Origin of the sequence: Flavobacterium sp. JP2137 (assembly GCF_050562195.1) — a bacterium.
Lineage (GTDB): Bacteria > Bacteroidota > Bacteroidia > Flavobacteriales > Flavobacteriaceae > Flavobacterium.
The window spans coordinates 2044667-2070682 of the sequence record NZ_CP191647.1; the positions used below are offsets into that span (position 1 = coordinate 2044667).

General features: G+C 38.2%; 21 protein-coding genes. 10 read left to right on the forward strand and 11 right to left on the reverse strand.

From position 1 onward, the window contains the following. Positions 1–298: 298 nt before the first annotated feature. The 5 genes from ACQZ43_RS08960 (at position 299) to ACQZ43_RS08980 (ending at position 9578) form a co-directional block, all read left to right on the forward strand. On the forward strand, positions 299–2674 hold the full coding sequence (locus ACQZ43_RS08960; protein ID WP_430611824.1) for a TonB-dependent receptor domain-containing protein: 2376 nt from the start codon (positions 299–301) through the stop codon (positions 2672–2674). A gap of 77 nt (positions 2675–2751) precedes the next feature. Then, the gene (locus ACQZ43_RS08965; protein WP_430611826.1) at positions 2752–2937 is read left to right on the forward strand and encodes a class I lanthipeptide; all 186 of its coding nucleotides are present in this window, start codon (positions 2752–2754) and stop codon (positions 2935–2937) included. A gap of 131 nt (positions 2938–3068) precedes the next feature. Then, on the forward strand, positions 3069–6164 hold the full coding sequence (locus ACQZ43_RS08970) for a lantibiotic dehydratase (RefSeq protein ID WP_430611828.1): 3096 nt from the start codon (positions 3069–3071) through the stop codon (positions 6162–6164). After that, on the forward strand, positions 6130–7371 hold the full coding sequence (locus tag ACQZ43_RS08975) for a lanthionine synthetase LanC family protein (protein WP_430611830.1): 1242 nt from the start codon (positions 6130–6132) through the stop codon (positions 7369–7371). The genes ACQZ43_RS08970 and ACQZ43_RS08975 overlap by 35 nt, the downstream gene beginning before the upstream one ends. A gap of 5 nt (positions 7372–7376) precedes the next feature. Further along, on the forward strand, positions 7377–9578 hold the full coding sequence (locus ACQZ43_RS08980) for a peptidase domain-containing ABC transporter (RefSeq protein ID WP_430611832.1): 2202 nt from the start codon (positions 7377–7379) through the stop codon (positions 9576–9578). Positions 9579–10543: 965 nt separating this feature from the next. Here the strand turns inward: ACQZ43_RS08980 and ACQZ43_RS08985 are convergent. Together ACQZ43_RS08985 and ACQZ43_RS08990 are read right to left on the reverse strand one after the other, a co-directional pair. After that, entirely contained in the window at positions 10544–10984 is a 441-nt protein-coding gene (locus tag ACQZ43_RS08985; RefSeq protein ID WP_430611834.1) for a helix-turn-helix transcriptional regulator, read from the reverse strand. A 394-nt stretch (positions 10985–11378) separates the two neighbouring features. Then, positions 11379–12083 carry an ORF6N domain-containing protein gene (locus ACQZ43_RS08990; protein WP_430611836.1) on the reverse strand — a complete coding sequence of 235 codons (705 nt, stop codon included), beginning with the start codon at positions 12081–12083 and terminating at the stop codon, positions 11379–11381. A 129-nt stretch (positions 12084–12212) separates the two neighbouring features. Between ACQZ43_RS08990 and ACQZ43_RS08995 the strand changes: the two genes are divergently transcribed. Further along, positions 12213–12779: an anthranilate synthase component II gene (locus ACQZ43_RS08995; RefSeq protein WP_430611838.1), complete on the forward strand. Its 567-nt coding sequence runs from the start codon at positions 12213–12215 to the stop codon at positions 12777–12779. 164 nt (positions 12780–12943) lie between these two features. Here the strand turns inward: ACQZ43_RS08995 and lpdA are convergent, their stop codons facing one another. The 3 genes from lpdA to truA all read right to left on the reverse strand — a co-directional run bounded on the left by lpdA (position 12944) and on the right by truA (position 16982). Then, positions 12944–14335: a dihydrolipoyl dehydrogenase gene (lpdA, locus tag ACQZ43_RS09000; protein ID WP_430611840.1), complete on the reverse strand. Its 1392-nt coding sequence runs from the start codon at positions 14333–14335 to the stop codon at positions 12944–12946. Positions 14336–14457: 122 nt separating this feature from the next. Continuing rightward, a complete protein-coding gene (locus ACQZ43_RS09005; protein WP_430611842.1) occupies positions 14458–16248 on the reverse strand; it encodes an ABC transporter ATP-binding protein in 1791 nt (596 codons plus the stop codon). Next, the gene (truA, locus tag ACQZ43_RS09010) at positions 16245–16982 is read right to left on the reverse strand and encodes a tRNA pseudouridine(38-40) synthase TruA (protein WP_430615641.1); all 738 of its coding nucleotides are present in this window, start codon (positions 16980–16982) and stop codon (positions 16245–16247) included. The genes ACQZ43_RS09005 and truA overlap by 4 nt, the downstream gene beginning before the upstream one ends. A 316-nt stretch (positions 16983–17298) precedes the next feature. Here truA and ACQZ43_RS09015 point away from each other — a divergent pair, with 316 nt between their 5' ends. Next, complete coding sequence (locus ACQZ43_RS09015; protein ID WP_430611844.1) at positions 17299–18561, forward strand: M64 family metallopeptidase; 1263 nt, start codon at positions 17299–17301, stop codon at positions 18559–18561. A gap of 42 nt (positions 18562–18603) precedes the next feature. Continuing rightward, a complete protein-coding gene (locus ACQZ43_RS09020) occupies positions 18604–19113 on the forward strand; it encodes a metallophosphoesterase family protein (RefSeq protein WP_430611846.1) in 510 nt (169 codons plus the stop codon). Positions 19114–19153: 40 nt separating this feature from the next. On the opposite strand, the gene ACQZ43_RS09025 is transcribed toward ACQZ43_RS09020, so the two are convergent. Beyond that, a complete protein-coding gene (locus tag ACQZ43_RS09025) occupies positions 19154–19570 on the reverse strand; it encodes a DUF4293 domain-containing protein (protein WP_430611848.1) in 417 nt (138 codons plus the stop codon). Between the two features lie 189 nt (positions 19571–19759). On the opposite strand from ACQZ43_RS09025, the gene rho reads away from it, so the two are divergent. Together rho and ACQZ43_RS09035 are read left to right on the forward strand one after the other, a co-directional pair. Then, positions 19760–21598, forward strand: coding sequence for a transcription termination factor Rho (rho, locus tag ACQZ43_RS09030; RefSeq protein WP_430611850.1), 1839 nt, complete (start codon positions 19760–19762; stop codon positions 21596–21598). A 236-nt stretch (positions 21599–21834) separates the two neighbouring features. After that, complete coding sequence (locus ACQZ43_RS09035) at positions 21835–22266, forward strand: PepSY-like domain-containing protein (RefSeq protein WP_430611852.1); 432 nt, start codon at positions 21835–21837, stop codon at positions 22264–22266. A 77-nt stretch (positions 22267–22343) separates the two neighbouring features. Here ACQZ43_RS09035 and ACQZ43_RS09040 read toward each other — a convergent pair whose 3' ends face one another. The 5 genes from ACQZ43_RS09040 to ACQZ43_RS09060 form a co-directional block, all read right to left on the reverse strand. After that, positions 22344–23171 carry an endonuclease I family protein gene (locus ACQZ43_RS09040; protein ID WP_430611854.1) on the reverse strand — a complete coding sequence of 276 codons (828 nt, stop codon included), beginning with the start codon at positions 23169–23171 and terminating at the stop codon, positions 22344–22346. 35 nt (positions 23172–23206) lie between these two features. Beyond that, positions 23207–24421: an RsmB/NOP family class I SAM-dependent RNA methyltransferase gene (locus ACQZ43_RS09045; protein ID WP_430611856.1), complete on the reverse strand. Its 1215-nt coding sequence runs from the start codon at positions 24419–24421 to the stop codon at positions 23207–23209. A gap of 127 nt (positions 24422–24548) precedes the next feature. Further along, the gene (locus tag ACQZ43_RS09050) at positions 24549–24986 is read right to left on the reverse strand and encodes a hypothetical protein (RefSeq protein ID WP_430611858.1); all 438 of its coding nucleotides are present in this window, start codon (positions 24984–24986) and stop codon (positions 24549–24551) included. Positions 24987–24996: 10 nt separating this feature from the next. Then, positions 24997–25422, reverse strand: a complete 426-nt coding sequence (locus tag ACQZ43_RS09055) for a hypothetical protein (protein ID WP_430611860.1) — start codon at positions 25420–25422, stop codon at positions 24997–24999. Between the two features lie 34 nt (positions 25423–25456). Then, entirely contained in the window at positions 25457–25999 is a 543-nt protein-coding gene (locus tag ACQZ43_RS09060) for an RNA polymerase sigma factor (protein ID WP_430615643.1), read from the reverse strand. Between the last annotated feature and the right edge of the window lie 17 nt (positions 26000–26016).

The following is a 26016-nucleotide window of genomic DNA, read 5'->3' on the forward strand; positions in this document are numbered from 1 at the left end:
TTCCTGTTCTTTTCTCCTGTTTAAATCATTTCTAGTGTTTTTATTATTTCTTCAGTGAAAGATATAATTGTTTAAAATCATCTGATTTAAATAGCTTTTTCTGAAAGAATTTTTAATGTAAAAATATAATTTAAAGATCATATTTGTAAATGCAATATGTTGATTTGTTGTCTGTTATGTTTGTTTTTTAAATTATTTTTTTTAAAAAACTTTGGAAATTAGAAAGTCTTTTTATTTCTTTGGGTAGGGAGTTATTATCAATAACCGAAACGTTATTTCTAAAACCTAAGGTATTATTATGAAAAACCTACAGACAATCATATTATTCCTACTCGCTACTTTATTAAACAATGAGGTGGCCTCTGCACAGCAATACATTCTGAAAGGAAAAGTCGTAAATAAAGATAAATTACCAGTTGAATTTGTTTATGCAAGTTTGCTCAAAAATGACACATTACTTGTTAGTCAAGTAGTAACCGATAGTTCTGGGGTTGTTTTATTTAAAGTTGATAAAGGAGAATTTAGACTACTTATTGAACAATTTGGAACCGAATACTTTAATGAAGGTTTAGCGTTGAACAAAAATTTAGATTTAGGAGAAATTACGATAGATGAATCGGTTGCTCTGGAGGGGATAACAATTACTGCAAGGAAGAAACTGATTGAGCAAAAAGTTGACAGGATGGTATATAATGTGGAAAAATCTATTGCTTCACAAGGAATGAGTGGTTTAGATGCACTGCGGACGACTCCGTTAGTTCGGGTGCAAAACGAAAGTATCTCGATTGTTGGTAAAGGTGGTGTCTCTATAATGGTAAATGATCGAATGCTTAATCTTTCGGGTAGTGAGCTGACAAATTATTTACAGTCTTTACGATCGGATGATATTGCAAGAATAGAAGTTATTAATACTCCGCCTTCAAAATATGAAGCGCAGGGTAATAGTGGCATTATCAACATTATCTTGAAAAGAAACCCAAATCTGGGTTGGAGTGGAAGTGTTACAGGCTCTTATCAAAGAAATCATTATAATGGTATGCGTCTGGGAGGAGTCGTCAATTATCAATCTAGCGTCATTAGCTCTTCATTGCGGCTTCGCCAGCATGATAGGAGCTATCTAATGGATGGCACTATTGATCTTATTGGCGAGAACAACGGAATTTATACCACCGAGACAAGAAAAGATAGGGCGCGTGGTATAGGATTAAACTATAGTTTGGACGTAAAATTATCCCCTAAATCTAATTTAGGTTTAATATATGACTTCGGTAAAGCTAAATATAACATTGATGCAGATGGGAAAAGTATCTATAAATCCGCATCATCGATTATAGACTCGGTTTTTATCAACCCGTCTTTTCAGCGATGGAACACACCAGCCCATACTCTAAACTTATTTTACGATTTGAAGATAGATAGTTTAGGTAAAAAATTGAATTTGACGGCCAATTATTTCGGGAATGTTTCTGATAGATTAAATGAATTCCATACGATAAATAACCAAAACCAGAATAATTCGATAGCCCAGAACAATAGCACCATGGATTATAACATTTATTCTGTGCAAGCGGATTTAAGCCTGCCTTATAACTGGGTTTCAATTGAAACAGGTGTGAAATACACAAGATTGGATAACAATTCAGATGTATCATACTTTGATTTTATTGATAAAGAAAAGGTGATAAATTTGGCGAATAGCAACATCTTCGACTATAGAGAACATAATTATGCTGCATATATCAGCACGCAGAAGGATTTCAATGACCAATGGTCAGCAAAAGCCGGAATCCGTTATGAGTACACCTCCTTAAATGGCAAAAGTCCTACACAATTAACAGGTGTCGTTTCAGATAAATATGGTAAGATTTTTCCTACTGCTTACCTAAGTTATAAGCCAAATGAAAGAAATTCCCTATCATTAAATTATTCCAAGAGAATTGGTAGGCCTGGATTTCAGTCTTTAAATCCATTCAGATGGTATAAAAACGAATATATATATTATACAGGCAATCCATTTCTCTTACCAACATTCAATGATAATTTAGAGTTAAACTATTCTTTGGATGGGACTTTAAATGTCGGGTTATACCATCAGTTCAGTAAAAACAACACTTCCAGTATCGCAAAATTGGAAAATGGTATAGTTGAAAATAAAATTGAGAATGGTTTTGACAAGAATACTACAGGTATTAGCATAGGATTTTATAAAACCTTATTTAATAGGTGGGAAATGTCTATAAATTCTGATGGATCGTATACTAAAACCACCCCGTCAATAGCTGATTTGGAGCCACTGGACATTTACTCTTTGTATTATTCGATGCACAATACCATCTCACTGAACAATCAAAAGACATATAACTTGTTAGTAAATTTCTGGCACCAGTTACCTTTTACATATTCAAACATGTATCTAAAAGATCAGGCGGACTTTTCTATTGGATTTAAAGCAGCATTACTTGAGAAGAGGTTGAATATTAGTGCTGTTGTAAATGACGTTTTTAGAACATTGAAAAATGATGGTTACACTTATAATAATGGCTACCGCTATCAATTTTATAACTACAATGATCACCGAAGACTAACTGTAAGTTTAAGTTACACATTTGGTAGCAATAAAGTAAAAGGGGTAAATAAGAGAATACAATTTGAAGACAAAAACAGGATTAATTAATATAACAAAAATACGCGCGTATGGGAGGAACTCGAAAATCCAGAAAGAGTAGAGACTAAACTTTTAAATTTAATGTCATGAGTAAAAAATTCAGAACCTTAGAATTGAGCAAAATAACTATTGCTAAATTGAACGACGATCAGCTTGGAGCTGTAAAAGGCGGAAACGGTACCGCTTTAAGTAAAGACCCGGAAATCATATGTCGTGATAAAGGATCAACTATTGTTTGTACAGGAACAACTATAGTTGAGACGGGAGCTTAAGATTACTCTTAAATCAAGGCAGTCTTCCTGACAATAGGGAGGCTGTTTTTTTTTAAAGGAGTATTCCATTTCATCAGTTCTTTTAAACAAAAAATACTTAGAATAAATATTCACCCGCTATACCTAATATTATGTTTCACCCTCTTGATTTCTATCTTGTCAGAACCCCCAGTTTTCCTGTACAGAATTTCTTGTTATTAACCGAAGGGCTTCAAATGAGGGATAAAAAGAAAATTAAAACAATCTTTGATAATAAAGAATTTCTACTATCTATTTATTTTTCGTCCAAAGAGTTCTATTACGAAGCACTCAATTGGATTAAAAGCGATTCTGATTTTAATTGGAATGATAAAGTGCTATTCACCCTATATAAATATTATTCGAGGATGTGCACTCGGGCGACGCCTTATGGAACTTTTGCCGGCTTTTCGATTGGAAAGATTGGGGAAAAGATCAACACAGAATTACAGATAGCTACTGAAAATCCAAAGACAGCGCACGTTAGGATCGACTTACATTTTCTAAACAAACTAATAGAATACAGCAAAAATATTGCTTTAGAATCACAATTATCCTACGTGCCTACAGATTCCTTATATTATTACAATGATAAAATAAGGTACATCGAATTAGAAAGTAATAGCGATTTTAGCATAAGTGAGGTTGATTCGGATGAAATCCTAAATTATGTATTAGAATATGCGAGAAGAGGTGTTACCCGTGATCAGCTAGTTAATGAAATATGTAAAACAACAGGTGAATTTTCTAAAGAAGATGTAGTTGGGTATGTTGACAACATCATTAAGAGCAAAATTCTTATACCGATTATCCCACCAAGGATATTGGGATTAGAGAATCCTTTAGATCAACTTGTGGAGTTTTTAAAAATTAAAAACCTTTCAACCGAGCATCTAAACCCCATACTGAACTTTCAGCAAAACACTGGTAATAATATAAATATTTCGGCTCTTGAAGATTTAACGAATATATACAGCCATCTGTACAGCGAAAAACTACAACAATTCCAAGTTGATCTCGAAATAAATACAAATCAAAATCAAATTGATAAAAAAATTGTCGATAAAATCTGTTTGAGAGCAAAAGAATTATCCCCTTTAAGTCAAACCAAACAGAATTCACAATTGGAAAAATTTATAAATAAGTTTATTAATAAATATGATCAAGAAGAGATTCCATTGGTAGAAGCCCTTGATCCGCAATATGGGTTAGGCTATGGTTCACATATTTCTGGAAGCATTGAACAGACTCCGTTAATAGGAGATATTGCTTTCTCGGATAACACTAGAAGTGACATTATTTCTGTTCCACCAATAATAAGATTAGTACTCGAAAAATATAGGGAGCATTTTATCGAAAAGAAACCCATACAACTTACAGAAGAGGATTTAAATTCAATTTCTAACGAAAAGTTACCGCCTGTTGCCGAGAGTTACTTTATTTTCGGAGATATTCTGTCTGAATCGCATTCTGATTTACAGAATGGAAAATTTAAGTTCCTGTGTAAATCTTCTCTTCCAACGCCTTATATGGAAAACATTTTATCGCGTTATGCTTATCACAATAGAACCCTCAATGAAAAATTAAATAAAAGTATTAGTCAAACTCATATAAGCGGAGCAATATATGTAGAAGTAAATCACGTTCCGTATCCGCGGATAGGAAATGTTTTAATGAGACCGAACAATTATCAATATGAATTGTCTTACGTCACTAATTCAGATCAAAATAATAAACGAAACATAATCAAAATTGATGACATAATGATTAGTGTGCGAAATAAGAATATAATTCTTCGTTCAAAAAAATATCAAAAGATAATCTTTCCAAAAATTTCTTCTGCCTATAACCAGAGAAAGAGTCAATTGCCTTTCATACAATTTTTGGGAGATTTAGAAAATTACAAAATATATAATGGGTTTAGCTGGGATTGGTCTTTTATAAACCAATTTAAATATCTACCGAGAGTCGAATACAAAGAACTGATATTAAAACCCGCACAGTGGCGGATATCGCAAGATAAAAAGATGACAGTTGCAAAATTAGAAAGCTTGCTTAAGAAATTGCAAGCCCCTAAGTATTGTTCCATTACAGAGCATGATAACACCTTGTATCTTGACTGTGAAATACCATTTTGTTTGGAATTACTTTGTAAGGAAATAAAAAAATCTAATGTTATCCTTTTTGAATCGACATTATCGTTATATAAAAATACTAAAGACAACGTTCAATTTGCGGCTGAATATATTATACCCCTAATCGGTGAGGCTAAAACAGGTTCTGATTTAAATAAGGTTAATAAGGATAGTCTTCCAGTCGAAACAAGTGATCGTCACTTTCCACCAGGAACCCAATGGACCTATATAAAAATCTATTGTGCACATTCTTTTTCAGATAATTTAATAATGGAATTAAGTTCCTGGATAAGAGACTTGTGTGAGGAAGCGAATCAAGAAATACTATGGTTCTATGTTAAATATGAAGACCCTGACTTCCATCTAAGATTAAGAATCAATATCTCCATGGGACATAAATTCATAGGGATAATTAATGCTAAATTACAAAGTATATATTATAAAAATGGTTTGGCTAGGATTCAATATGACACATACAGTCGAGAAATAGAAAGGTATGAGCTTCTTAATATAATAAATGCAGAGAAAATATTCTACTATGACAGTTTATGTGCTGTCAATCTTCTAAAGTTAATTCAAGTGATTAATGGGGATCAATCAAGGATAACTGCGGCAACAATATCTATCGACGCATTATTATCTGATTTTAAAATTCAGGATGAAGATCGTTGGGTTATTATGGAAAAACTTTTCCAAAAATTCTTGCCTGAATTTACAGCTAAACGTAGCTCTGATGCAATTAAAAATTTAAGATTATCACTAAACAATAAGTTTCGACAATATAGAGAAGTAGTCGAAGGAGTAATTTTAAAAAATGTTCGTGAAGAAAACTCCAATTTGTTTTTGATAATAGAAACCAAATCACATAATATTCAAAAGGTGCTCGACAATGTATATATAAAAAATTTGAGAGAAACCGGTTTAGTGGATACAATTCACGATTTGATACACTTATCTATGAATAGGTTGTTTCAAACAAAAATACGAATGCATGAACTGGTGATTTATTACATTGTTTATAAAGCCTACAAATCTATTTATGAAAGAAATAAAAAACAATCAAACGGCAATTGAGGCTATTTTATTCGAAATTGACTCTGACATTCGGAACAATTTAAGTCATTTTAAAGATGCCTCAGTCGAAAGTGGATACTTAGGGATAGCTATTTTTTATTTTTTCATGTATGAAACGTATCATAAAAAAGAATTTTTTGATATGGCTGAAGAAATGATTGAACAGTCAATAAATAGCATTATAAAGCAATCAGGGTTAAGTAAATTCACTCCTAAGTACCGGGGAGATACATTATCAAATCTGTTTTCTTCATTTGGGAAAGGCTTATTATTTATCGATAAACGATTTAATTATTGTTATGATTTCACCTCTTTTTATGAACAAATAAGTGAAACTTTGGAAGAAATTCTCAAACCTTCATTAAAAAACAATGATTATGATTTTTTTTCCGGTGCACTAGCGCAAGGCCACTTTTTTCTAAACTATCATATCCACTCCAAAAGTGACAGTAGTACAAACGTATTGAAAAAAATTGTTAGCGGATTACATCATTCTGCAATTTCTCAGGGAGAGGATCAAATGTATTGGAGAGCTCCTGCCTATGATAATAGAGTTTACTTAGGTATATCTCATGGTTCTGCTATGATTGTAAATTTCCTGACCAAACTATTTAAAAACAATATTTTAACAAGTAATAGTCATGATCTTAGAATACTTGAGAATGCTGTGAACTTCCTTATGGAACAAAAAAGAACATTTAAGGATGGCTATTTCCCAAATTTTTTTCCAGACATAGATGTAAAAAACGTTCCTACGCAATTATCTATGTGTTATGGTGACTTAGGGATCCTTTTATCATTGTATGAGGTGTCATTTGTTCTCAATGATACCCTGCTTAGAGCAGAAATAGAAATCATGTTAAAACATACAATTTCGAGGTCTTTTAATCCGAAATATACTTTGGACGGTGGTATTATTTTCGGTTGTTCTGGAGTGTACTTCATCATACAACGTTTATCTAAGTACATAGGACATATTATCCCTGAAGAAGTGTCAAACTATTGGCTTAGACAAATTTTAATGAGTAAAGACCCATACCAAGATACCATATCTAAATTTAAGTTTGCTTTAGAAAAATATAAAGATCAAAATACGGCACCTAAATATTCTTTTGGTTGGGGAATAGCAGGCATAGGATGTAGTTTACTTAGTTCATTAAATCCATCATTACCCCCACTTGATGAATTATTAATAATAGGAACTTAATTAGAATGAAATTTATACCACAACATAACCAAATGGACTGCGGACCTGCATGTCTGGCAATGATTTCAAGATTCTATGGAAAAGAAATTAGCCTTCGATATTTAAGAGAAAAAAGTTATTTAACCCGAGATGGGGTATCATTACTTGGAATCAAACAAGCGGCAGAAGAAATAGGATTTGATTCCTACGCCGCAAATTTGAGTGTGGAAGATCTTGATAACACATTACTTCCGTGTATTCTGTATTGGAACCAGAATCATTTTGTAGTATTATATGAAATTAGAAAGAATTTTTTTTCTAATTCATTAACATACAAAATTGCTGATCCAGATCACGGACTTATTAAGGTAGGAGAAGAAAAACTAAAAAAATCTTGGGCATCTGAAAATAATAGTGGCATAGCATTGTTCTTAGAAACAACGGAAAGGTTTGAAGAAATGGAATTTGAACCAGAGGTAAATACATCTTTTAGAGCAGTGTTAAAGTATTTAATTCCATTTAAGAAACAATTTGTCATCTTAGCTTTTTTGTTATTACTTGGAACATGCATTACCTTAATATTGCCTTTTTTAGTGCAATACCTCATAGACGAAGGGGTTGTGAAAAAAAATCTAAATGTCATCTATTATCTCATTTTAGCTCAATTAGCATTATATACTGGAAATATCGTTTTCGAAATATTTCGTAATTGGCTTATGGTTGTTATTGGCACAAAAATTAATATCCAAATCATTTCCGATTTTCTCAGAAAATTATTTAAGCTGCCAATAAAATTCTTTGACACAAAGATGGCAGGTGATTATAATCAACGAATTTCGGATCATGAACGTATTGAACATTTTCTTACTTCTCAAAGTCTTTATACATTCTTTTCAACTATTACTTGCACAGTTTTTTTTGCGGTCTTATGGTACTATGATTATCGTATTTTATCAACCTATTTTATATTGACCACCTTATCCATTATATGGTCGGTATATTGGCTACGTCGTAGGAAAATCCTTGATTATGTTAGATTTCATCAAAGAAGCGAAAGCCAGCAGTCAGTACTTGAAATTATAAATGGTATAACTGAAATGAAGCTTAATAATTTTGAAGAAAACAGAAGGAATGAGTGGGAAGAGATCCAACAAAAACTCTATATCACTAACATAAGGACAATGAAGTTAAATCAACTTCAACTCTCAGGTTTTGAATTTATAAATCAGATAAAAAATATTTTGGTCACATTTCTTGCTGCTTACCTAGTTGTAAATGGAAAAATGACCTTAGGAGCTTTGCTCAGTGTTTCTTACATCATAGGTCAAATGAATAGTCCAATTAACCAACTAATCGTTTTCTTTAGGTCTCTACAAGATGCTAAACTTAGCCTTGCAAGACTTAATGAAGTCCAAAATCACCCAGAAGAGGAACAGAAAGAACTAAGATCTCTCTTTGTTAATCAAAATAATCATAAAAGTGAGATTTCAAAGGGAATTGCAATAAGTAATATGTCTTTTCAGTATGAAGGGCCTAAATCACCTTATGTATTAAAAGAAGTTAATTTATTTATTCCTGAAGGAAAGATTACTGCAATAGTTGGTGCAAGTGGCAGCGGAAAAACGACACTGATGAAATTACTTTTAAGATTTTATGACGCAACAAATGGATCAATTTTATATAATGGAGATGATATACTGACTTTATCTCCTAAAAGTGTCCGTGAAAATTGTGGTGTAGTAATGCAGGATGGATATATCTTCTCTGATACTATCGAAAGAAATATTGCCACAGGTGATGCATTAATTGATTATGAAAAACTAAAACATGCAGTTAAAGTTGCAAATATTGAGGAATTTATTGACAACTTACCTTTGGGATATAGCACCAAAATCGGTACAGCAGGAAATGGTATTTCAGGTGGACAAAAACAACGTATACTTATTGCCAGGGCTGTCTATAAAAATCCACATTATATCTTCTTTGATGAAGCAACTTCGGCATTAGATGCCGAAAATGAAAAAATCATTCACGACAATTTACAATCTTTTTTCAAAGGTAAAACCGTTATTATTATTGCTCATCGACTTTCAACGGTTAAAAATGCTGATCAGATTATTGTATTGAAGAAAGGGGAAATAGTTGAAAAAGGCAACCATTTAGAATTGATATCTAAAAGAAAAGAATATTACAATCTAGTTAAAAATCAACTAGAACTTGGCGATTAATTTTATATGGATTTGTAACATTCTTGATTCAAACAGAATTAAAAACTATAAATTATGAACATTGATTTTACCAAAGCAAGTTTCAAAGATTTTGAGGATATTCTAAATCTTGATATTTTTCAGTGAGCAAAATCTCATCAAGGATATCTAAACTGTCTTAGTGGCAATAAATTTATGAATTACCGACCGCTTGGAACTTCTGGATGTAGTCCGGAAATAGGATTAGCAGCTGAGGGCTATATTAAGCAAGGTGTTTATATTAGTTTTGTATGTAACGATTATCTTGGTTTCACACAACATCCTCAGGTGAAAAGGGCAGTTATATAAGGAGTCTAAAGATTCGGAACCGATGCAGGAGCTTCTCCTCTTATTGGGAGATATTTTAATTATCACAAAGAGTTAGCGTACAATATTTCTCGATTTTTCAAACGTCCAATTGGTTCTTCGATTGTCTATACAACAGGCTATACTTCCAATAGCGCCTCTTTGCTTTGTCTCTTAAAAAAAGAAGATATTGTTATCGTCTATATGGCTGTACATGCTAGTGTCTACGAATTTATGTATAGTTGTTGAGTTGTAATGTTATGTAATACAGGTTTAGAAAATAAAAACCAAAAATAGCGGGTTGCTCATCTTTTTTAATTTTTTGAAAAACTTTAGTTTGTGCTGTGTAAAAGATTATGTTAATAGGTCTTGCATTAAAAGTAGTCTAAAATTATTTTTTACAGCCTTAGGGACAGTTGTTAAAGTATGATTGTAATTGAGCGTTTCAAAACAAAACCGAAGCGGGAAGGAAAAAACTTAAAATACACCATATTGCGTGTAAAGCCTAAGAAAGAAAGGTGTTAAAATAATAATTTTAGACAAAAATACATAGTAAAACTTCGTCTGTTAGATTCAATTTTGCCCCAACTTAGTAACAAAATTGAATCAATAATAATAAAAAAGGATAGACTGGGACTTTTTTACTTATGTTCTATCAATTTTTCTAAACGCGCTATCATTTCGTCTTTTTCTTTGAGCAGACGCTCATAAAGGATGGTTTTTGCTTCATAAAGCTCAACGATTTTCTCAATGGGATTAAATACACAGTCCGTATAGTTTGCGTTATTGCTTAACGTTCCGCTTCCTGAATTAGCACCTTCATAATTATTTTGAATATTTACAATTGCCTGTGTCTCATCAAAATTGACAATAGCTTCTACAGGAATTTCCAGTATAGCAGCTATTTGTGAGAGGATACTTTTTTCTACAACTTCTTTTTGTTCAAGTAGTGAGATTTTCTGATGATTCCAATCATCGCCGAGTTCAAGGGCTAAAGCATCTTGTTTGATACCAAGCATTTCCCTGAAACGTTTGATGTTTCTGCCATGATGTATTTTTTGGTGGGTATTCGTCTGTTTCATAGTCTCAAAATTAGGACAATGTTAGAATTAAAGATAGCTAATTACTTGTAAAAAATAGTGCTAATCTGTAAAGTACAATGTTTTTTGTGTTTTTACAAAAATGCAATTGTGTTTATTTATTCTTTAGATTAAAAGAGTTTAAAAATAGAAAATAAAAAAAAACAAATAAGGAACAGGCAATTAACGGTTTGTAAAACAATTGGAGATAATAATAGTAACATATCGCCTCGAATCGTACTCAGTGGTAAAGGGCTAAACGATTTAAGCCTTGACATCTGACAGATATTACCTATATAGATACTTGTAAGCTGATTATTACCCTAGCTAGGGAGCAACGTTTTGATATTCCTTAAAATCTAATTAATGCTAATTAAACACTCTAAAATTGGAGGGTTTATTGTTTATTCAATATTTTGAGCATTCTACCCACCTCAATATCCATTCTCGAAAAAGCAAACCATTTCTTACCTAAGTCTTTTAGTGACGCTCCGATATGGTAAAGTTCTGTGTCGTCAATAATCAAAAAACGGTCGTGAGCATCTGAAAAGATTTTAATGTCAATCGGAGAATACTGACTGTCGTAGCGTCGTAAGTCCAATCGAAGTTGATTATGGATGCTTTTGGTATAGATGGTTGCGGTTACATTGTTGTTTCGTTTGCTCAATAAGGTTAATACTGTATCGTCCACATAATTGTCAATCAGGATAATGGATTTTTTAGCAGTGCGGATAATATCTGAAACAAAAGCATAGGCATCGAAAACCTGTCCATCGTAGAAGATACCTTTTTCGCTGTGAAGCTTGTCGCTTTCCAATGCCTTAAAAATCTCCTCAAATTTTTGATCAGTTTCCAATTGTTTTAGTTCTATTTTATCTAACCTCTGGAAAAGAGAGACATTACTGATAAGTATTCTACGCATTTCCACAAAAGCATTCATAATCTCAATGCTCACTTTTATAGCAACATCACTCCGAAGTACGGCAGAAAGCATGGCAATATCTTGTTCGCCAAATGCGTAAGGCAAATATCGCCTTCCTCCATAGTTTAAACTAGAGGTCACAATTTGTGACCTCAAAGTTTCCCATTCAGCGGTGCTCAATTGGAAGCGGATTTTAGAATCGGTAGTTTTTTTAAATAGTATCTTTGACGGGGTTTTGCAAAGGTTTTTAAAAACGCCCTATTCGATAAGTAGATTCGCTTGCCGTGAGCAAGATTTAAAAAAAACAGCATGAAAATAGTAGTCATCGATAATTACGACAGTTTTACCTTTAATCTCGTGCATTACCTGCAGGATTTAGAAGAGCAGGTAGTGGTGTATAGAAACGACGAATTCGACTTAGACGATTTGGAGTATTTTGATAAAATCGTGCTTTCTCCCGGTCCGGGTATACCGTCGGAGGCGGGGTTGTTAAAGCAAGTAATCAGACGATATGCGGCCACCAAAAGTATTTTGGGCGTGTGTTTGGGACAACAGGCCATAGCCGAAGTTTTTGGCGGGTATTTGTTCAATCTCGAAAAGCCCTTGCACGGCGTAGCCTCTCTGATTACCGTAACCGTACCCGAAGAAATACTCTTTAAAAATCTTCCCGGTCAATTTGAGGTAGGACGTTATCACTCCTGGGCGGTGGAAGCACATTCGCTTCCAGATTGCTTAGAAGTGACTGCAATAGACGAAATGAATGTCATCATGGCACTAAGGCATCGGGATTATGATGTACGTGCTGTACAGTTTCATCCCGAAAGTATATTGACAGCAGTAGGCAAACAAATATTGGCAAATTGGCTCGGTAAATAAGCCCTATATAGAGCTGTCGCCTTGCTTATTCCACGGGCTAGCATACCGAATGATCGAATTAAACTCCTGGCGGAGTTACAACGATACCAATCCGCAAACGAGTAGATACAAAAAGAGCCGTTTCAACATTTGAAACGGCTCTTTTTGTTAGTTATAAAAATCTTTTACAAGTGAATCACTTCTCCATAGGCATCGGCTACAGCTTCCATCACCGCTTCACTCATCGTAGGGTGAGGGTGAACCGCTTTTAATACCTCATAACCGGTAGTTTCCAATTTACGAGCGATAACTGCTTCTGCAATCATGTCTGTAACACCAGCGCCAATCATGTGACATCCCAACCATTCTCCGTATTTAGCATCGAAGATCACTTTTACAAAACCATCAGGAGTTCCAGAAGCCTTCGCTTTTCCAGAAGCCGAGAACGGGAATTTACCCACCTTGATTTCGTAACCCGCATCTTTGGCTTTTTGCTCGGTCATTCCAACAGAGGCAATTTCCGGACTTGCATAAGTACAACCCGGTATGTTTCCATAATCCAAAGGCTCTACGTGGTGACCCGCAATTTTTTCAACACAAAGGATACCCTCGGCAGAAGCTACGTGAGCCAAAGCCTGTCCTGGAACCACATCGCCAATAGCGTAATAACCCGGGATGTTGGTTTCGTAAAAATCGTTTACTAATATTTTATCTCTATCTGTAGCGATACCGACCTCTTCCAATCCGATGTTTTCGATATTGGATTTGATCCCCACGGCAGAAAGTACGATGTCTGCTTCGAGTATTTCTACTCCCTTAGCCGTTTTAACCGTCGCTTTTACACCAGTTCCGCTAATGTCTACTTTTTCGACAGAAGCATTGGTCATGATTTTGATTCCCGCTTTTTTCAACGAACGCTCAAATTGCTTAGAAACGTCGATGTCTTCAACCGGAACTATGTTCGGCAAAAACTCCACTACAGTAACTTCCGTTCCCATAGCGTTATAGAAATGAGCAAATTCCACACCGATGGCGCCAGAACCTACGACAATCATTTTCTTAGGTTGCTCCGCAAGCGTCATCGCTTGACGGTATCCGATTACTTTTTTACCGTCTTGAGGCAGGTTGGGCAATTCTCTTGAACGCGCTCCTGTGGCGATGATAATGTGGTCGGCTGAAATTTCAGTTACTTTGCCATCTGGGTCGGTAACATCCACTTTTTTACCCGCTTTTACTTTGCCAAAACCGTTGATCACTTCAATTTTATTTTTCTTCATCAAGAACTGAACACCTTTGCTCATTCCCTCTGCAACTCCTCTAGAACGGGCGATAACCGCAGAGAAATCTTTATCAAAAGTTCCATCTATGTTGATACCATAGTCAGAAGCATGTTTTAAATAATCAAAAACCTGTGCCGATTTTAAAAGTGCTTTGGTTGGTATACATCCCCAGTTAAGGCAGATTCCTCCCAAATTTTCTTTCTCTACTACAGCTACTTTAAAGCCTAATTGTGATGCTCTAATGGCGGTTACATAACCTCCAGGACCACTTCCTAATACAATAATATCGAATTTCATATCTATGTGTTTCTATATAATTCAGCTACGAAATTAATCATTTAATTTCGTTATTAAAACTTTCGTAATTAAAAGTTGTTTTCAATTGTTTTTATTTGATTTTTCAAGTGCTAGCCCCAGATTTAAAGCTGATTTCTCAACGCATCTATTTCCTTGTTCTGAGCTATTTCCACGGTGGAGAACTGAGAGTCGTACAGGTTTTTATAATAGCCCTTGGGCAATTGAATCAACGCGCTGTGGGTACCCATTTCTACGATTTGTCCCTGATCCATCACGATAATCTTATCCGCTTTGACGATGGTCGCCAATCGATGTGCAATGATAATCGAAGTTCGCCCTTGGGTTAAATAAGCCGTGGCGGTTTGTATCAATTCTTCGGAATACGTATCTATGGACGAGGTCGCCTCGTCGAGAATTAAAATACTCGGATTGCTGACATACGCTCGTAAAAAGGCAATCAATTGACGCTGCCCCGACGACAGCATAATGCCGCGTTCCTTGACGTTGTAATCGTAACCGTTGGGCAGGCTTTCGATAAAGTCGTTAATGCCAATCTTTTTTGCTGCCGCAACCACATCGTCTCGCGTAATCGAAGGATTGTGCAAAGTGATGTTGTTTAAGATGGAGTCGCTAAACAAAAACACGTCTTGCAGCACCACAGCCACTTGTTTGCGTAGACTCTCCAGCGTAAATGCCTTGATGTCCGTGCCGTCGATCGTGATGCTTCCTTTGTCGAGTTCGTAAAAATTGTTTAGCAAATTGATGATGGTCGATTTTCCCGCTCCGGACGACCCGACTATCGCTACGGTTTCGCCCTCTTTGATTTGCAAATCAATCCCCTTGAGTACTTCAACACCGGGTATATAGCTAAAGTGAATATCTCGAAACTCGAGATTCCCTCTGAATTGTGGCGCTGTTAGCGTACCGTTTTGCTCCACCTCGTCTTCGATCTCCAAAACTTCAAAAACCCGCTCTGCCGCGATGATACCCATTTGCATCACATTGAACTTATCGGCGATCTGACGCAAGGGGTTAAACAGCATATTGATCAGCATGGTATAGGCAAATAAATCTCCGAAAGTGGTCAAGGTACTGCCGTTGGCAATAGACATACCCCCGTACCAAATGATAAAACCCAAGGTTAGCGAAGAAACGATATCCGCTATGGGAAAGAAAATGGAGTTGTATAAGATATTTTTGAGCCAGGCGTTGTTGTGTTTGTGGTTGATTTCCTTAAACTTCTCGTATTCCACCTCTTCACGCGTAAAGAGCTGTACGATTTTCATACCCGTTAAGCGCTCTTGTATAAAGGTGTTTAAATTGGAAATTTGCGCGCGCACCTCTTGAAAGGCGCCTTTCATCTTCAATTGAAAAACGCGAGTGGCATAGAGTAAAATCGGCATACCGATAATGACTATACAGCTCAGCTGCCAGTTCATATAAAACATAATACCCAGCACCACCACCATTTTGAGCAAGTCGCTGACAATCATAAAGAGGCCCTGACTAAAAATACTGGCAATCGACTCGATGTCCGAAACGGCGCGGGTAACCAATTTGCCCACCGGTTCGTTGTCGAAATAGCGCATTTTAAAAGAGTTGATTTTGCGAAACAATTCTTCTCTAATATCCTTGACGATGTCTTGCCCCAGCCAGTTGGCCCAGTACACAAAATAAAACTGTGAAACCACCTCCAAAAGCAATACAATTCCCATTAATCCCACGTAAATAAGCAAACCCTGACCGTCGTGTTTTTGCACGTAATCATCTACGGTTTGCTTGAGCATATACGGGCGTAAAGCGGCAAATATCGAAAGGGATATCGCCCAGACAATTACCCAGTTAAAGCGGTTTTGGTAGGGCTTGGAATAGCGTAATATTTTTTGGAGTGATATGGATTTTATCGCTTTCATTCAAAATAAGGGTATGATACTCGGGTTAAAAATAATCCTTTTGCAGGAACTGAAAAACCAGCTTGTCCTCGGTCTTTGCTTTCGATGATGGTTCGAAGATGCGCTACGGTAGACTTGCCTAAGCCAATTTGAATAAGGGTACCCACTATGGCGCGCACCATATTGCGCAAAAACCGATTGGCCCGTATAGTAAAGACCAAACTGTCTTGGTTATGCGTCCACTGCGCCTCGGTTATCGTACAGTTGTAGGTAAACACATCGGTATGGCTTTTGGAAAAGCACTCGAAATCTTCGTATTCAAAAAGGATTTTCGCCGCCTCGTTCATACGATCGATGTCCAACGGCCGAAAGTGGTACCAGCTCAGCTCTTTTTTAAAGGCGTCCTTAAATAAATGCAAGTGGTATTCATAGGTTCTACTGCTGGCATCAAAGCGCGCATGTGCCTCGTCACCGACCGTGTGAAAGGCATAAACCACGATGTCTTCCGGCAAAAACGAATTGAGCTTGGCCGTTAATACCGGGCTGTCAATGAAACCCTCAAAATCAAAATGTGCATACATTTGCCGCGCGTGTACTCCGGCATCTGTACGGCCAGCACCAACCAATTCCAAAGGCGTTTTTAGTAAAATACCAAGCGCTTTTGTTAGGGTTTCCTGAACGGTTTTGGTGTTCGGCTGAGATTGCCATCCGTGATAATGGGTGCCTTGATAGGCAAATTCTATAAAGTATCTCAAAATTGAAGGTCCATAATTATTCGAACTACAAATATAATCTAATTTAATCATTGGAAGTTTTTAGTAAAATAAATTTAACGTAAATCCTTCGGATACTCGCAGCAGCGATCTCGTCGATTTCTTGGGGGCATTGCCTGCGGCCCAGGCCTTTCGCTATATCTTTTTAGGGCAAAAAACGCCCTAAAAAGGATGCCGCTTCAGTCCTTAATGCGAAGCGGGGGTGCAGAACGGGCAACGACTGGCATTCGAGTTCCACCTGAGGCTGTTTGTGGCAAATTATTTAATTACCTTTGTTTTTCAATTAAAAAAGTCATTTATGCGTGTTATAGCTTTAGTGTGGTTGCTGTGTACAACCCTGGCGTATGGTCAGGATTTTGATCGTTTTTTCGTCGATAAAACCTTGCGAATCGATGCCGTTTTTGCCGGCAATGCCCTTAGGCAGAGCGTGGTTATAGACGAGGTCAATGAGCTTCCCAAATGGGCGGGTAGAAAACGACATTTGGATAAAAATCATTTAAAGGGCAACGGCACCATCAGTATGTACGACCTCAAAACCGAACAACTCATCTATACCAACAGCTTTAGCACCTTGTACCAAGAGTGGCTGTCGACGGCAGAAGCTCAGGAAATTTCAAAAAACTTTGAAAACGTTTTCTTACTGCCGTTTCCCAAGTCGCAAGTGCGCATCGAAATCGCGCTGATCGACGAAGACGGAAATTACCCGGTAGTGCTCCAACAGCGTATAGATCCTGCGGATATACTGATTCACAAAAAGGGATACCAAGGAGTTAGCCCGCACGTATTGCTGCACAAGGCCACAGCTGCTCAGGCGATTGATGTGGTGATCGTGGCAGAGGGCTTTCAAGCAGATCAAATGGATCTCTTTAAGCAGTACGCACAGACCACTATAGCGCAAATATTCGCACATGAGCCGTTTGGTCAATTTAAAGAGCGCTTTAATTTTTATGCCGTAGAAAGCGCTTCGGTCGATTCGGGCGTTAGTGTACCGCGTGAGCAGCAATGGAAGCGCACGGCGGTAGAATCCAATTTTGACACCTTTTATTCCGAGCGTTATTTAACCACGGCCCGACTGAAAAAACTCCACGATGTGTTGGCGGGCATTCCCTATGAACACATCATTATACTGGCCAATACCGAGGTGTATGGCGGGGGAGGCATTTACAACGCCTATACCTTGACAACCACGGGCCATGCGAATTTTAAACCCGTGGTGGTTCACGAATTTGGACATAGTTTTGCCGGCTTGTCCGACGAGTATTTTTACGAATCCGACGTGTTGAGCGATATGCAGTCGGTAACACTCGAACCCTGGGAGCAAAACATCACCACCTTAAAAGATTTTGACTCCAAGTGGAAAGCGCTTCTAAAGCCGAATACCCCTATACCCACGCCGTTAAAAGACAGCAAAAAATATCCCTTGGGCGTTTATGAAGGACTGGCGGGAAAAAAGATTTACAAAGCCGCTTTAGATTGCCGGATGAAAACCAATACCGCAGCGGAATTCTGCCCGGTTTGCCAAAGGGCTATAGCCGATTTAATTGAATTTTACACCGAGTAATAAAACGATAAGACCTCGGTCCGACCTGCTTAAAACAAAGAGATGAAAAAAATATTATTGCTCTCCGATACCCACAGTTTCCTCGACGACACCATATTGAAATACGTCAATCAAGCCGACGAGGTGTGGCATGCCGGCGATATTGGGGCCATAGCCGTAACGGATGCCTTAAAAAAATTAAAGCCCCTACGGGCGGTTTACGGCAATATCGATGGGGTGGAAGCCCGAGGTGAATTTCCCGAAGACAATCGCTTCGTCTGCGAGGGCATGCGGGTGTGGATTACGCATATCGGGGGGTATCCCGGTAAATACCATGCGCGGGTTAAGGAAGCGCTTCGACTCGATCCGCCACAAATTTTTATTTGCGGGCATTCGCATATTTTAAAAGTGCAGTTCGACAAAACTTTGGGACTCTTGCATTTGAATCCCGGTGCAGCAGGGATTTCGGGATTTCATCAAGTCCGCACCATGTTGCGCTTTGAAATCGACAGCGGAAAAATCCAAAACCTCGAAATCATCGAATTTCCCAAGCATAAAAAAACCGAACCCTAGGGTTCGGTTTTTGGCGCACTAATAAACTAAGATGAAAGGTTTATCTCAATCGATCTACAGATTTTACAAGATCCTCATCCTTCTTGATGGCTTTGTTGGCCAAGACCAACAACACGATAGAAACAATGGGGAGGAACATCCCAATACCTTTCTCAGAAACCACTTCCGCGGTTTCTCCAGATATCATTAGAGAGCGATACACAAATAATCCTAGTAATATAACGTTTGATATGAGGTTCAATCGGTTTAACACAAATTGATTTTGTCTTTTTTTATAGGCCAATATACTGATAACACTTAAGCTGGTAGACAAGCCAAAAAGGATGGTGTACGCAGCGTTTTCCATAAAATAAAAAGGAATATCACCCGTTGTTTTCCACAGTGGAAATACAAAGGGAAGCACTCCCGAAAATATCAGGGCCAGCAATAAGTAGATGGTTTGTATTCTTTGAATCATGTTTTATTCTTTGAAAAGACAAAAATAACGTTTCTTTTTTGTAAAATCCTATTGTTTTTTAAAATTAATTCGTAATATTGCAGGACATAGCTGTAAGTGCTTCATATTATGGCTACTTCAAATTTGAATAACACTCCAACAAAACATACAACACAACAATTCCATTAAATTTAAACAATAAACATTTCTATGTTTGACATTTCTGTATTAAAAGAAATGAAGCTTCTCGAGCTTCAAGAAATCGCAAAAAATGCAAAGATTAGCAAATACCGGTATTTAAAAAAAGATGAGCTCGTTTATCAGATTTTAGATTATCAGGCCGCTAATCCAGAGTCTGTTAAAGTCTCGGCTACAACTACGGATGATGCTCCCATAGCCAGTTCAGTGGATAAACCAAAGAGAAAAAGAGTTGCTTCTGACGATAAAAAAGAAGGAACTACACCAGAAAAAATCGAAACCGTTGCGCCAGTGAGCGAAAACATCCCAACCGAAGAAGTTGTGCCTCAAGCACCGAAGGAAGTGGTAGAACGCAGTGCACCAGTACAACGCGGGCCAGAACGCCAGCGTCCCGATAACAGAAAAAATACCACGGCAGCAGCCAAGGATTCCGAGGAAAAGCCAACCGAAGGAACGAGAGAAGAAACTGCTCCGAGAAAAGAATTTGTTGCCAAACAACGAGTGAAAAAAGAGCTGAGACCCACTCCAGCTTCCGAGGCAAAAGAATCGGAAGCAACCAAATCAACGCAGCCTACTCCCGCCAAAAAAGCAAACGCGAATCCCAATAACAACCATTCCAATACCAACGGGAATTCCAATTCAAACAATCCGAATCAAAATAATCCCAATCAAAACAACAATCCCAACGCTGCTGCGAAGAATAAAAAGCCGCAATACAGAGAGCCGGACTACGAATTTGACGGTATTATAGAAAGTGAAGGGGTTTTGGAAATGATGCCCGATGGCTACGGTTTCTTAAGGTCTTCCGATTACAATTACCTATCGTCTCCAGATGATATTTATTTGTCGCAATCGCAGATTAGACTTTTTGGACTAAAAACCGGAGATACGGTAAAAGGAGTAGTGCGTCCTCCCAAAGAGGGCGAAAAGTTTTTCCCTTTGGTGCGCGTTTCCAAAATTAACGGACACGACCCTCAAGTGGTGAGAGACCGGGTTTCCTTTGAACATTTAACCCCGTTGTTTCCCGACGAAAAATTTAAATTAGACGAAAAGCGCAGTACGGTATCTACGCGTATCATGGATATGTTCGCTCCCATTGGAAAAGGACAACGTGGTATGATTGTAGCACAGCCGAAAACCGGTAAAACCATGCTCCTTAAAGACATCGCCAACGCCATTGCTGCCAACCATCCAGAGGTGTATTTGATCGTTTTATTGATCGATGAAAGACCCGAGGAGGTAACCGATATGCAGCGCAGTGTCAATGCCGAAGTAATTGCTTCGACTTTTGATGAGCCGGCAGAACGCCATGTGAAAGTAGCCAATATCGTTTTGGAAAAAGCCAAGCGATTGGTGGAATGCGGTCACGACGTAGTAATTCTTTTGGATTCCATTACGCGTTTGGCCAGAGCTTACAATACGGTACAACCCGCTTCGGGTAAAGTGCTTAGTGGAGGGGTAGATGCCAATGCCTTGCAAAAGCCTAAACGCTTCTTCGGAGCAGCCAGAAACATCGAAAACGGCGGTTCCTTGAGTATTATTGCTACCGCTTTAACCGATACCGGATCCAAGATGGATGAAGTGATCTTTGAAGAATTTAAAGGTACCGGTAATATGGAGTTGCAATTGGATCGTAAGATTGCCAACAAACGCATCTTCCCTGCAATCGACCTCACCTCGTCAAGTACGAGAAGAGACGACTTGTTGTTGGACAAACACATGTTGCAAAAGATGTGGGCTATTCGCAATTATTTAGCAGATATGAATTCTGTTGAGGCGATGAACTCCATCAACGACAACATCAAAAAGACCAATAACAACGACGAATTTTTGAAATCGATGAACGATTAACACGTTCTAAAACCACATATCGGAAAACGGGGAATTATAGCTATAGTTCCCCGTTTCTGTTTTGTAAAAGACCGGACTATTCTCGAGTAAAAAAGGTGAAAAGCGGCTGTAGATTTAATTTGGGTATCTCGATATTTTTTACTAATTTAGAGTAGTTAAAGGATTATCGATTCTATAGCAGTTGTTTTTCTCTGTGGATTCAAATGAATATTGACGGATTTTAAAAATTAAATATTATGAAAAAAACCTTTTTTTTAACAGTATTGATGATGTTTGTTGGGCTGGGTGCTTTTGCACAAGACATCCCGTTGACCCAAGAACAATTGCCGAAGGAAATTAAATCTTTTATAGCCAAGAACTTTGGCGATAAGGTATTTCGTTCAGCCAAAATCGATAAAGAGTTGTTGAAAACCACTTACGAGATAAAGTTTGAAGACGGAACCGAGTTGGATTTTGATAAAAATTCAAGAATCATTCAGGCCGAATGCAAGTCGGGTTTACCCAACTCGATTATACATGCGGGTATACAAGATTATATAACCAAGAACTACGGTATTAATTACATCACGGAATGGGAGTTAAAAACAGGAAACCGACAAGAGGTTAAGCTGAACAACAAAATTGAATTGATCTTCGACGACAAAGGACAGTTTCTCAGACTGGACTAATCGAGTTGATACCCATAAAAAAAGCCGAACGCACGTTCGGCTTTTTTTATGCGGTTAACGCGTGTGGCGTACTTCGGTTATTTTTTGGTAATTGCCGCAGATTTCCATCGGTTTTCCGCCATGGGGCCACCCCATATTCGAGTTGCCCAATAGGGGTTGTCGATAAACGGATTTCTATTGCCTTGGGCATAGCTGTTTTTTGCGTTGCCCATATAGGTATTGCGCTGCCGTTCCAAGGTGGATACCGGGTCTTCGGCATTCCATTTTAAAAATAAATCAATCATCCCGTCTGGCGTGGACTCGGTGCTGCCGTAGCCGACATTTGCGGGCAGGCATTGGGTTTGGTAACGGACATACATATACATCATCATTCGGGCTACATCGCCTTTCCATTCGTCGCCGGGATACCATCCCTTACCCGATTTTCCGGATTTTCCCTTGCCGTCGGCAAATTTTAAATGACCTCGGGCCGCATTCCAGTCCACGTCTGTTGCGCGAATGTGGTGGGCATCTGCACCGGGGCCGCTGCTGCCCAAATTCGGACGTCCCAAAGACTTGGCATAGGTGTGTTCCCGATTCCAGTTGTTGCGCGCACCGCCGCTTTGATTTTTATTTCGCGTTCGGCTTTGCCTGCCTTGGCGCTCCTCGGGCCAGCCGTATAGCAGCAATACCTGCTTGGCGTTGCTCGGGTCCAAGTCGCAAATCTGCAGCGCGTTCCAAAGCTGTTTGTAGGTCAGTGCTCGGGTATGAGTTTGAGTGATTTTGGAAGTCAATTGGCTTTTTAAAGCCAATCCCGACAAGGAGAAGTCGACGCTTTTATAGTAGTTGATTTCGTCACAGGATTGGGCGGAGACTAGGGTGGAAAAGAAAAATCCACCGATGATGAATAAAAAAGTTCTAGTCATAAGGGTGGATTAAAGGTGTTTTTACGGGTAGTAAATTATTTTTTGCGCTCCATTAAAGCCATGTAGAAACCGTCAAAACCCGATTCCGAAGCCAAAATACGTCGGTCTTCAACCAATTTAAATTGAGAGCCGATTTCCGTTTTTAGGAAAAATGCAATCTGCTCCTGGTTTTCAGAGGGAAGTATAGAACAAGTGGCATAAACCAATTTACCGCCTGGCTTAACGATTTTAGAATAGTCTTCCAATACTTGTCTTTGAACCAGTTTGATGTTGTCTATAAATTCCGGTTGTAGTTTCCATTTGCTATCTGGGTTTCTCTTGAGTACACCCAAACCACTACAAGGCGCATCGATCAAAACGCGGTCTGCTTTTTCGTGGAGTTTTTTAATCACCTTGGTAGAGTCGATTATGCGGTATTCGATGTTGAAAGCGGCATTTCTCTTGGCGCGGATCTTCAATTGCTTTTGCTTGCTCTCGTAGATGTCCATAGCGATAATCTGCCCTTTGTTTTCCATGAGGGAAGCCATGTGTAGGGTTTTTCCTCCGGCTCCAGCACAAGTGTCCACCACGCGCATACCCGGTTGGATGTCCAGAAAACGAGCAACCAATTGAGACGAAGCGTCTTGTACCTCAAAAAAGCCTTCTTTGAAAGCATCGGTCAAGAATACGTTGGCGCGCTCTTTTAAAATTAACGCATCGGGATAATTGTCGTCTAAAATCGTGTCTATATCCAAATCCATCAAAATGGCTCGCAATTTCTCGCGAGTGGTTTTAAGGGTGTTGACGCGTAAAATTACTTGAGCTTGTTTGTTCTGTGCAGCGAGTTCTTGATTCCAAGTCTCCTCGCCGAGTTCTTTCAGTCCCAATTCGTCCATCCAGTCTGGTATAGACTCTCTGTATTTACGAATTTTTATCAGCTCGTCAAAACGGCCTTTGATCTTGCGTACCGGTGTTTTTTCAAAATACTTCCAATCCGGAAGTTTATAGCCTCTTAATACGGCCCAAACCGCAAATATTTTCCAAACTTCATCGCGGTTGTACGGTTCTTTAACTTCGGCAATTTCTGCGTAAAGTCGCTTCCAACGAACCATCTCATATATTGTTTCAGCAACGAATTTTCGATCGGTGCTTCCCCATCTTTTGTCTTTCTTTAGCGCTCTGGATACCACTTTATCGGCGTATTCGCCATCGTTGTAGATCGATAAAATAGAGTCAATTACGGTAAATGTTAAATTTCTGTGTAGTCTCATTATAAATATAAAATCAGCCTACAAAGATAGTTCTTTTCAGACTGATTTTTTAAAAAATATAGGGATTATTGTGTCGGAATCGCACAGGACGTCATACTCCCTGCAAATCGGCATTAAATAATGCGGATTATTTTTTGTCGCGATACTGTTTGAGCAGCTTGCGATTGAAGTCGTCTTCTGCTTTGTTGAGTTGGATGATTTTCTTGGCACTCAAAACCTTTTGCAAATCCCCGAGGTACTCCGAGCGAACCGTCAGGTATTCCGTCTCGTAACTGATCATCTTCTTCAAGGCCTCTGCGGCTTCTTTCTCTTGCATTTTGTCTATGGTTTCCATATCGGTATTGCGAATATATCGAGCCATAGCATTGTTGCGCAATACGTGCATCTTTTCGGAATAGGCGGTGTACAACGGCCAAAACTTCTCGGCTTCCTTGGCGGTAAAACTCAATTCCGAAGAGATATGAGCGATTTTTAACGAATTGATTTGATCGTGATTTCCGCGTTGCTGTGCGCTGAGGCTCTGACAAAAAAAGTACAGCAAGCATATAGTGAAGAGTTTTTTCATAAAAATAAGTTTATTCATTCAAATAATATTCGATATCCGTACTGCTCAGCAGGTAGTCGTCTATTTTTAAATCGTGCAGATTTAAAGAGTTCTCCAAGGCTTTTAAATCGTCTTCGTCAAAATCTTGGGCCAAGTCTGACGGAAGTGCTAGGGATTGAGACTGAAAGTAGTTTTCAATATCCGTAGGGTTCAAGGTATTACTCTGGCTGTGGTCCAGCCAAAATCCCAATCCGACCAACAGCAACACCGCTGCGGCAGCCCCGATATACGCATATCGTGAAATAGAAAACACCTTCTTGGCCACGGGCTGTGGCGATGCCTTCCATTTGGCAAACAGTTGGTCGTCAAAATTCTCAAAATAGTTTTCGGGAACTTTAAAAACGTCCTGTACCTCGGGTAGTATGTTGTCGTTGGGTTCTTTCATATTCTTTTTCATTCTTATTAGTTAGACTCAAAGGAGTTACAAAGGTTTAATGGTCTTTTAAAAATAATGCTATTTTTTTTACGGCATGATGATAGGAGGCCTTTAGGGCACCTACGGAGGTCTGCAAAATTTCGGATATGGTTTGGTAGTCCAACTGTTGAAAATACTTCATCTTAAAAACCAACTGCTGTTTTTCGGGCAGGGTAATCAAGGCTTTTTGCAGCAACAGTTGAATCTCGTCACCGGTATAGAGGGCATCTTCTTGAATCCAATGTACCAATTGTTCGGATAAATCGTCCAACGACAACTGTTTTTTGGCTGCTTTTTGCTTTAAAAATGTCAAGGCCTCGTTGGTGGCTATGCGAAACATCCACGAATAGAGCTTGCTTTCGCCTTTGAAGTTCTGGATGTTTCGAAAGATTTTGATAAAGGTGTTCTGCAACACGTCATCGGTATCGTCGTGGTGGAGCAATAGGGTGCGCAGGTGGTGGTAAAGCGGTTTTTTATACCGACTCACCAACTCCCGAAAGGCAGCCTCTTGAGTGCTAGGATGGATTAATCTTTTTATAAATAGGGCTTCTTCTTCCAAATGCATTTTATTCTAGG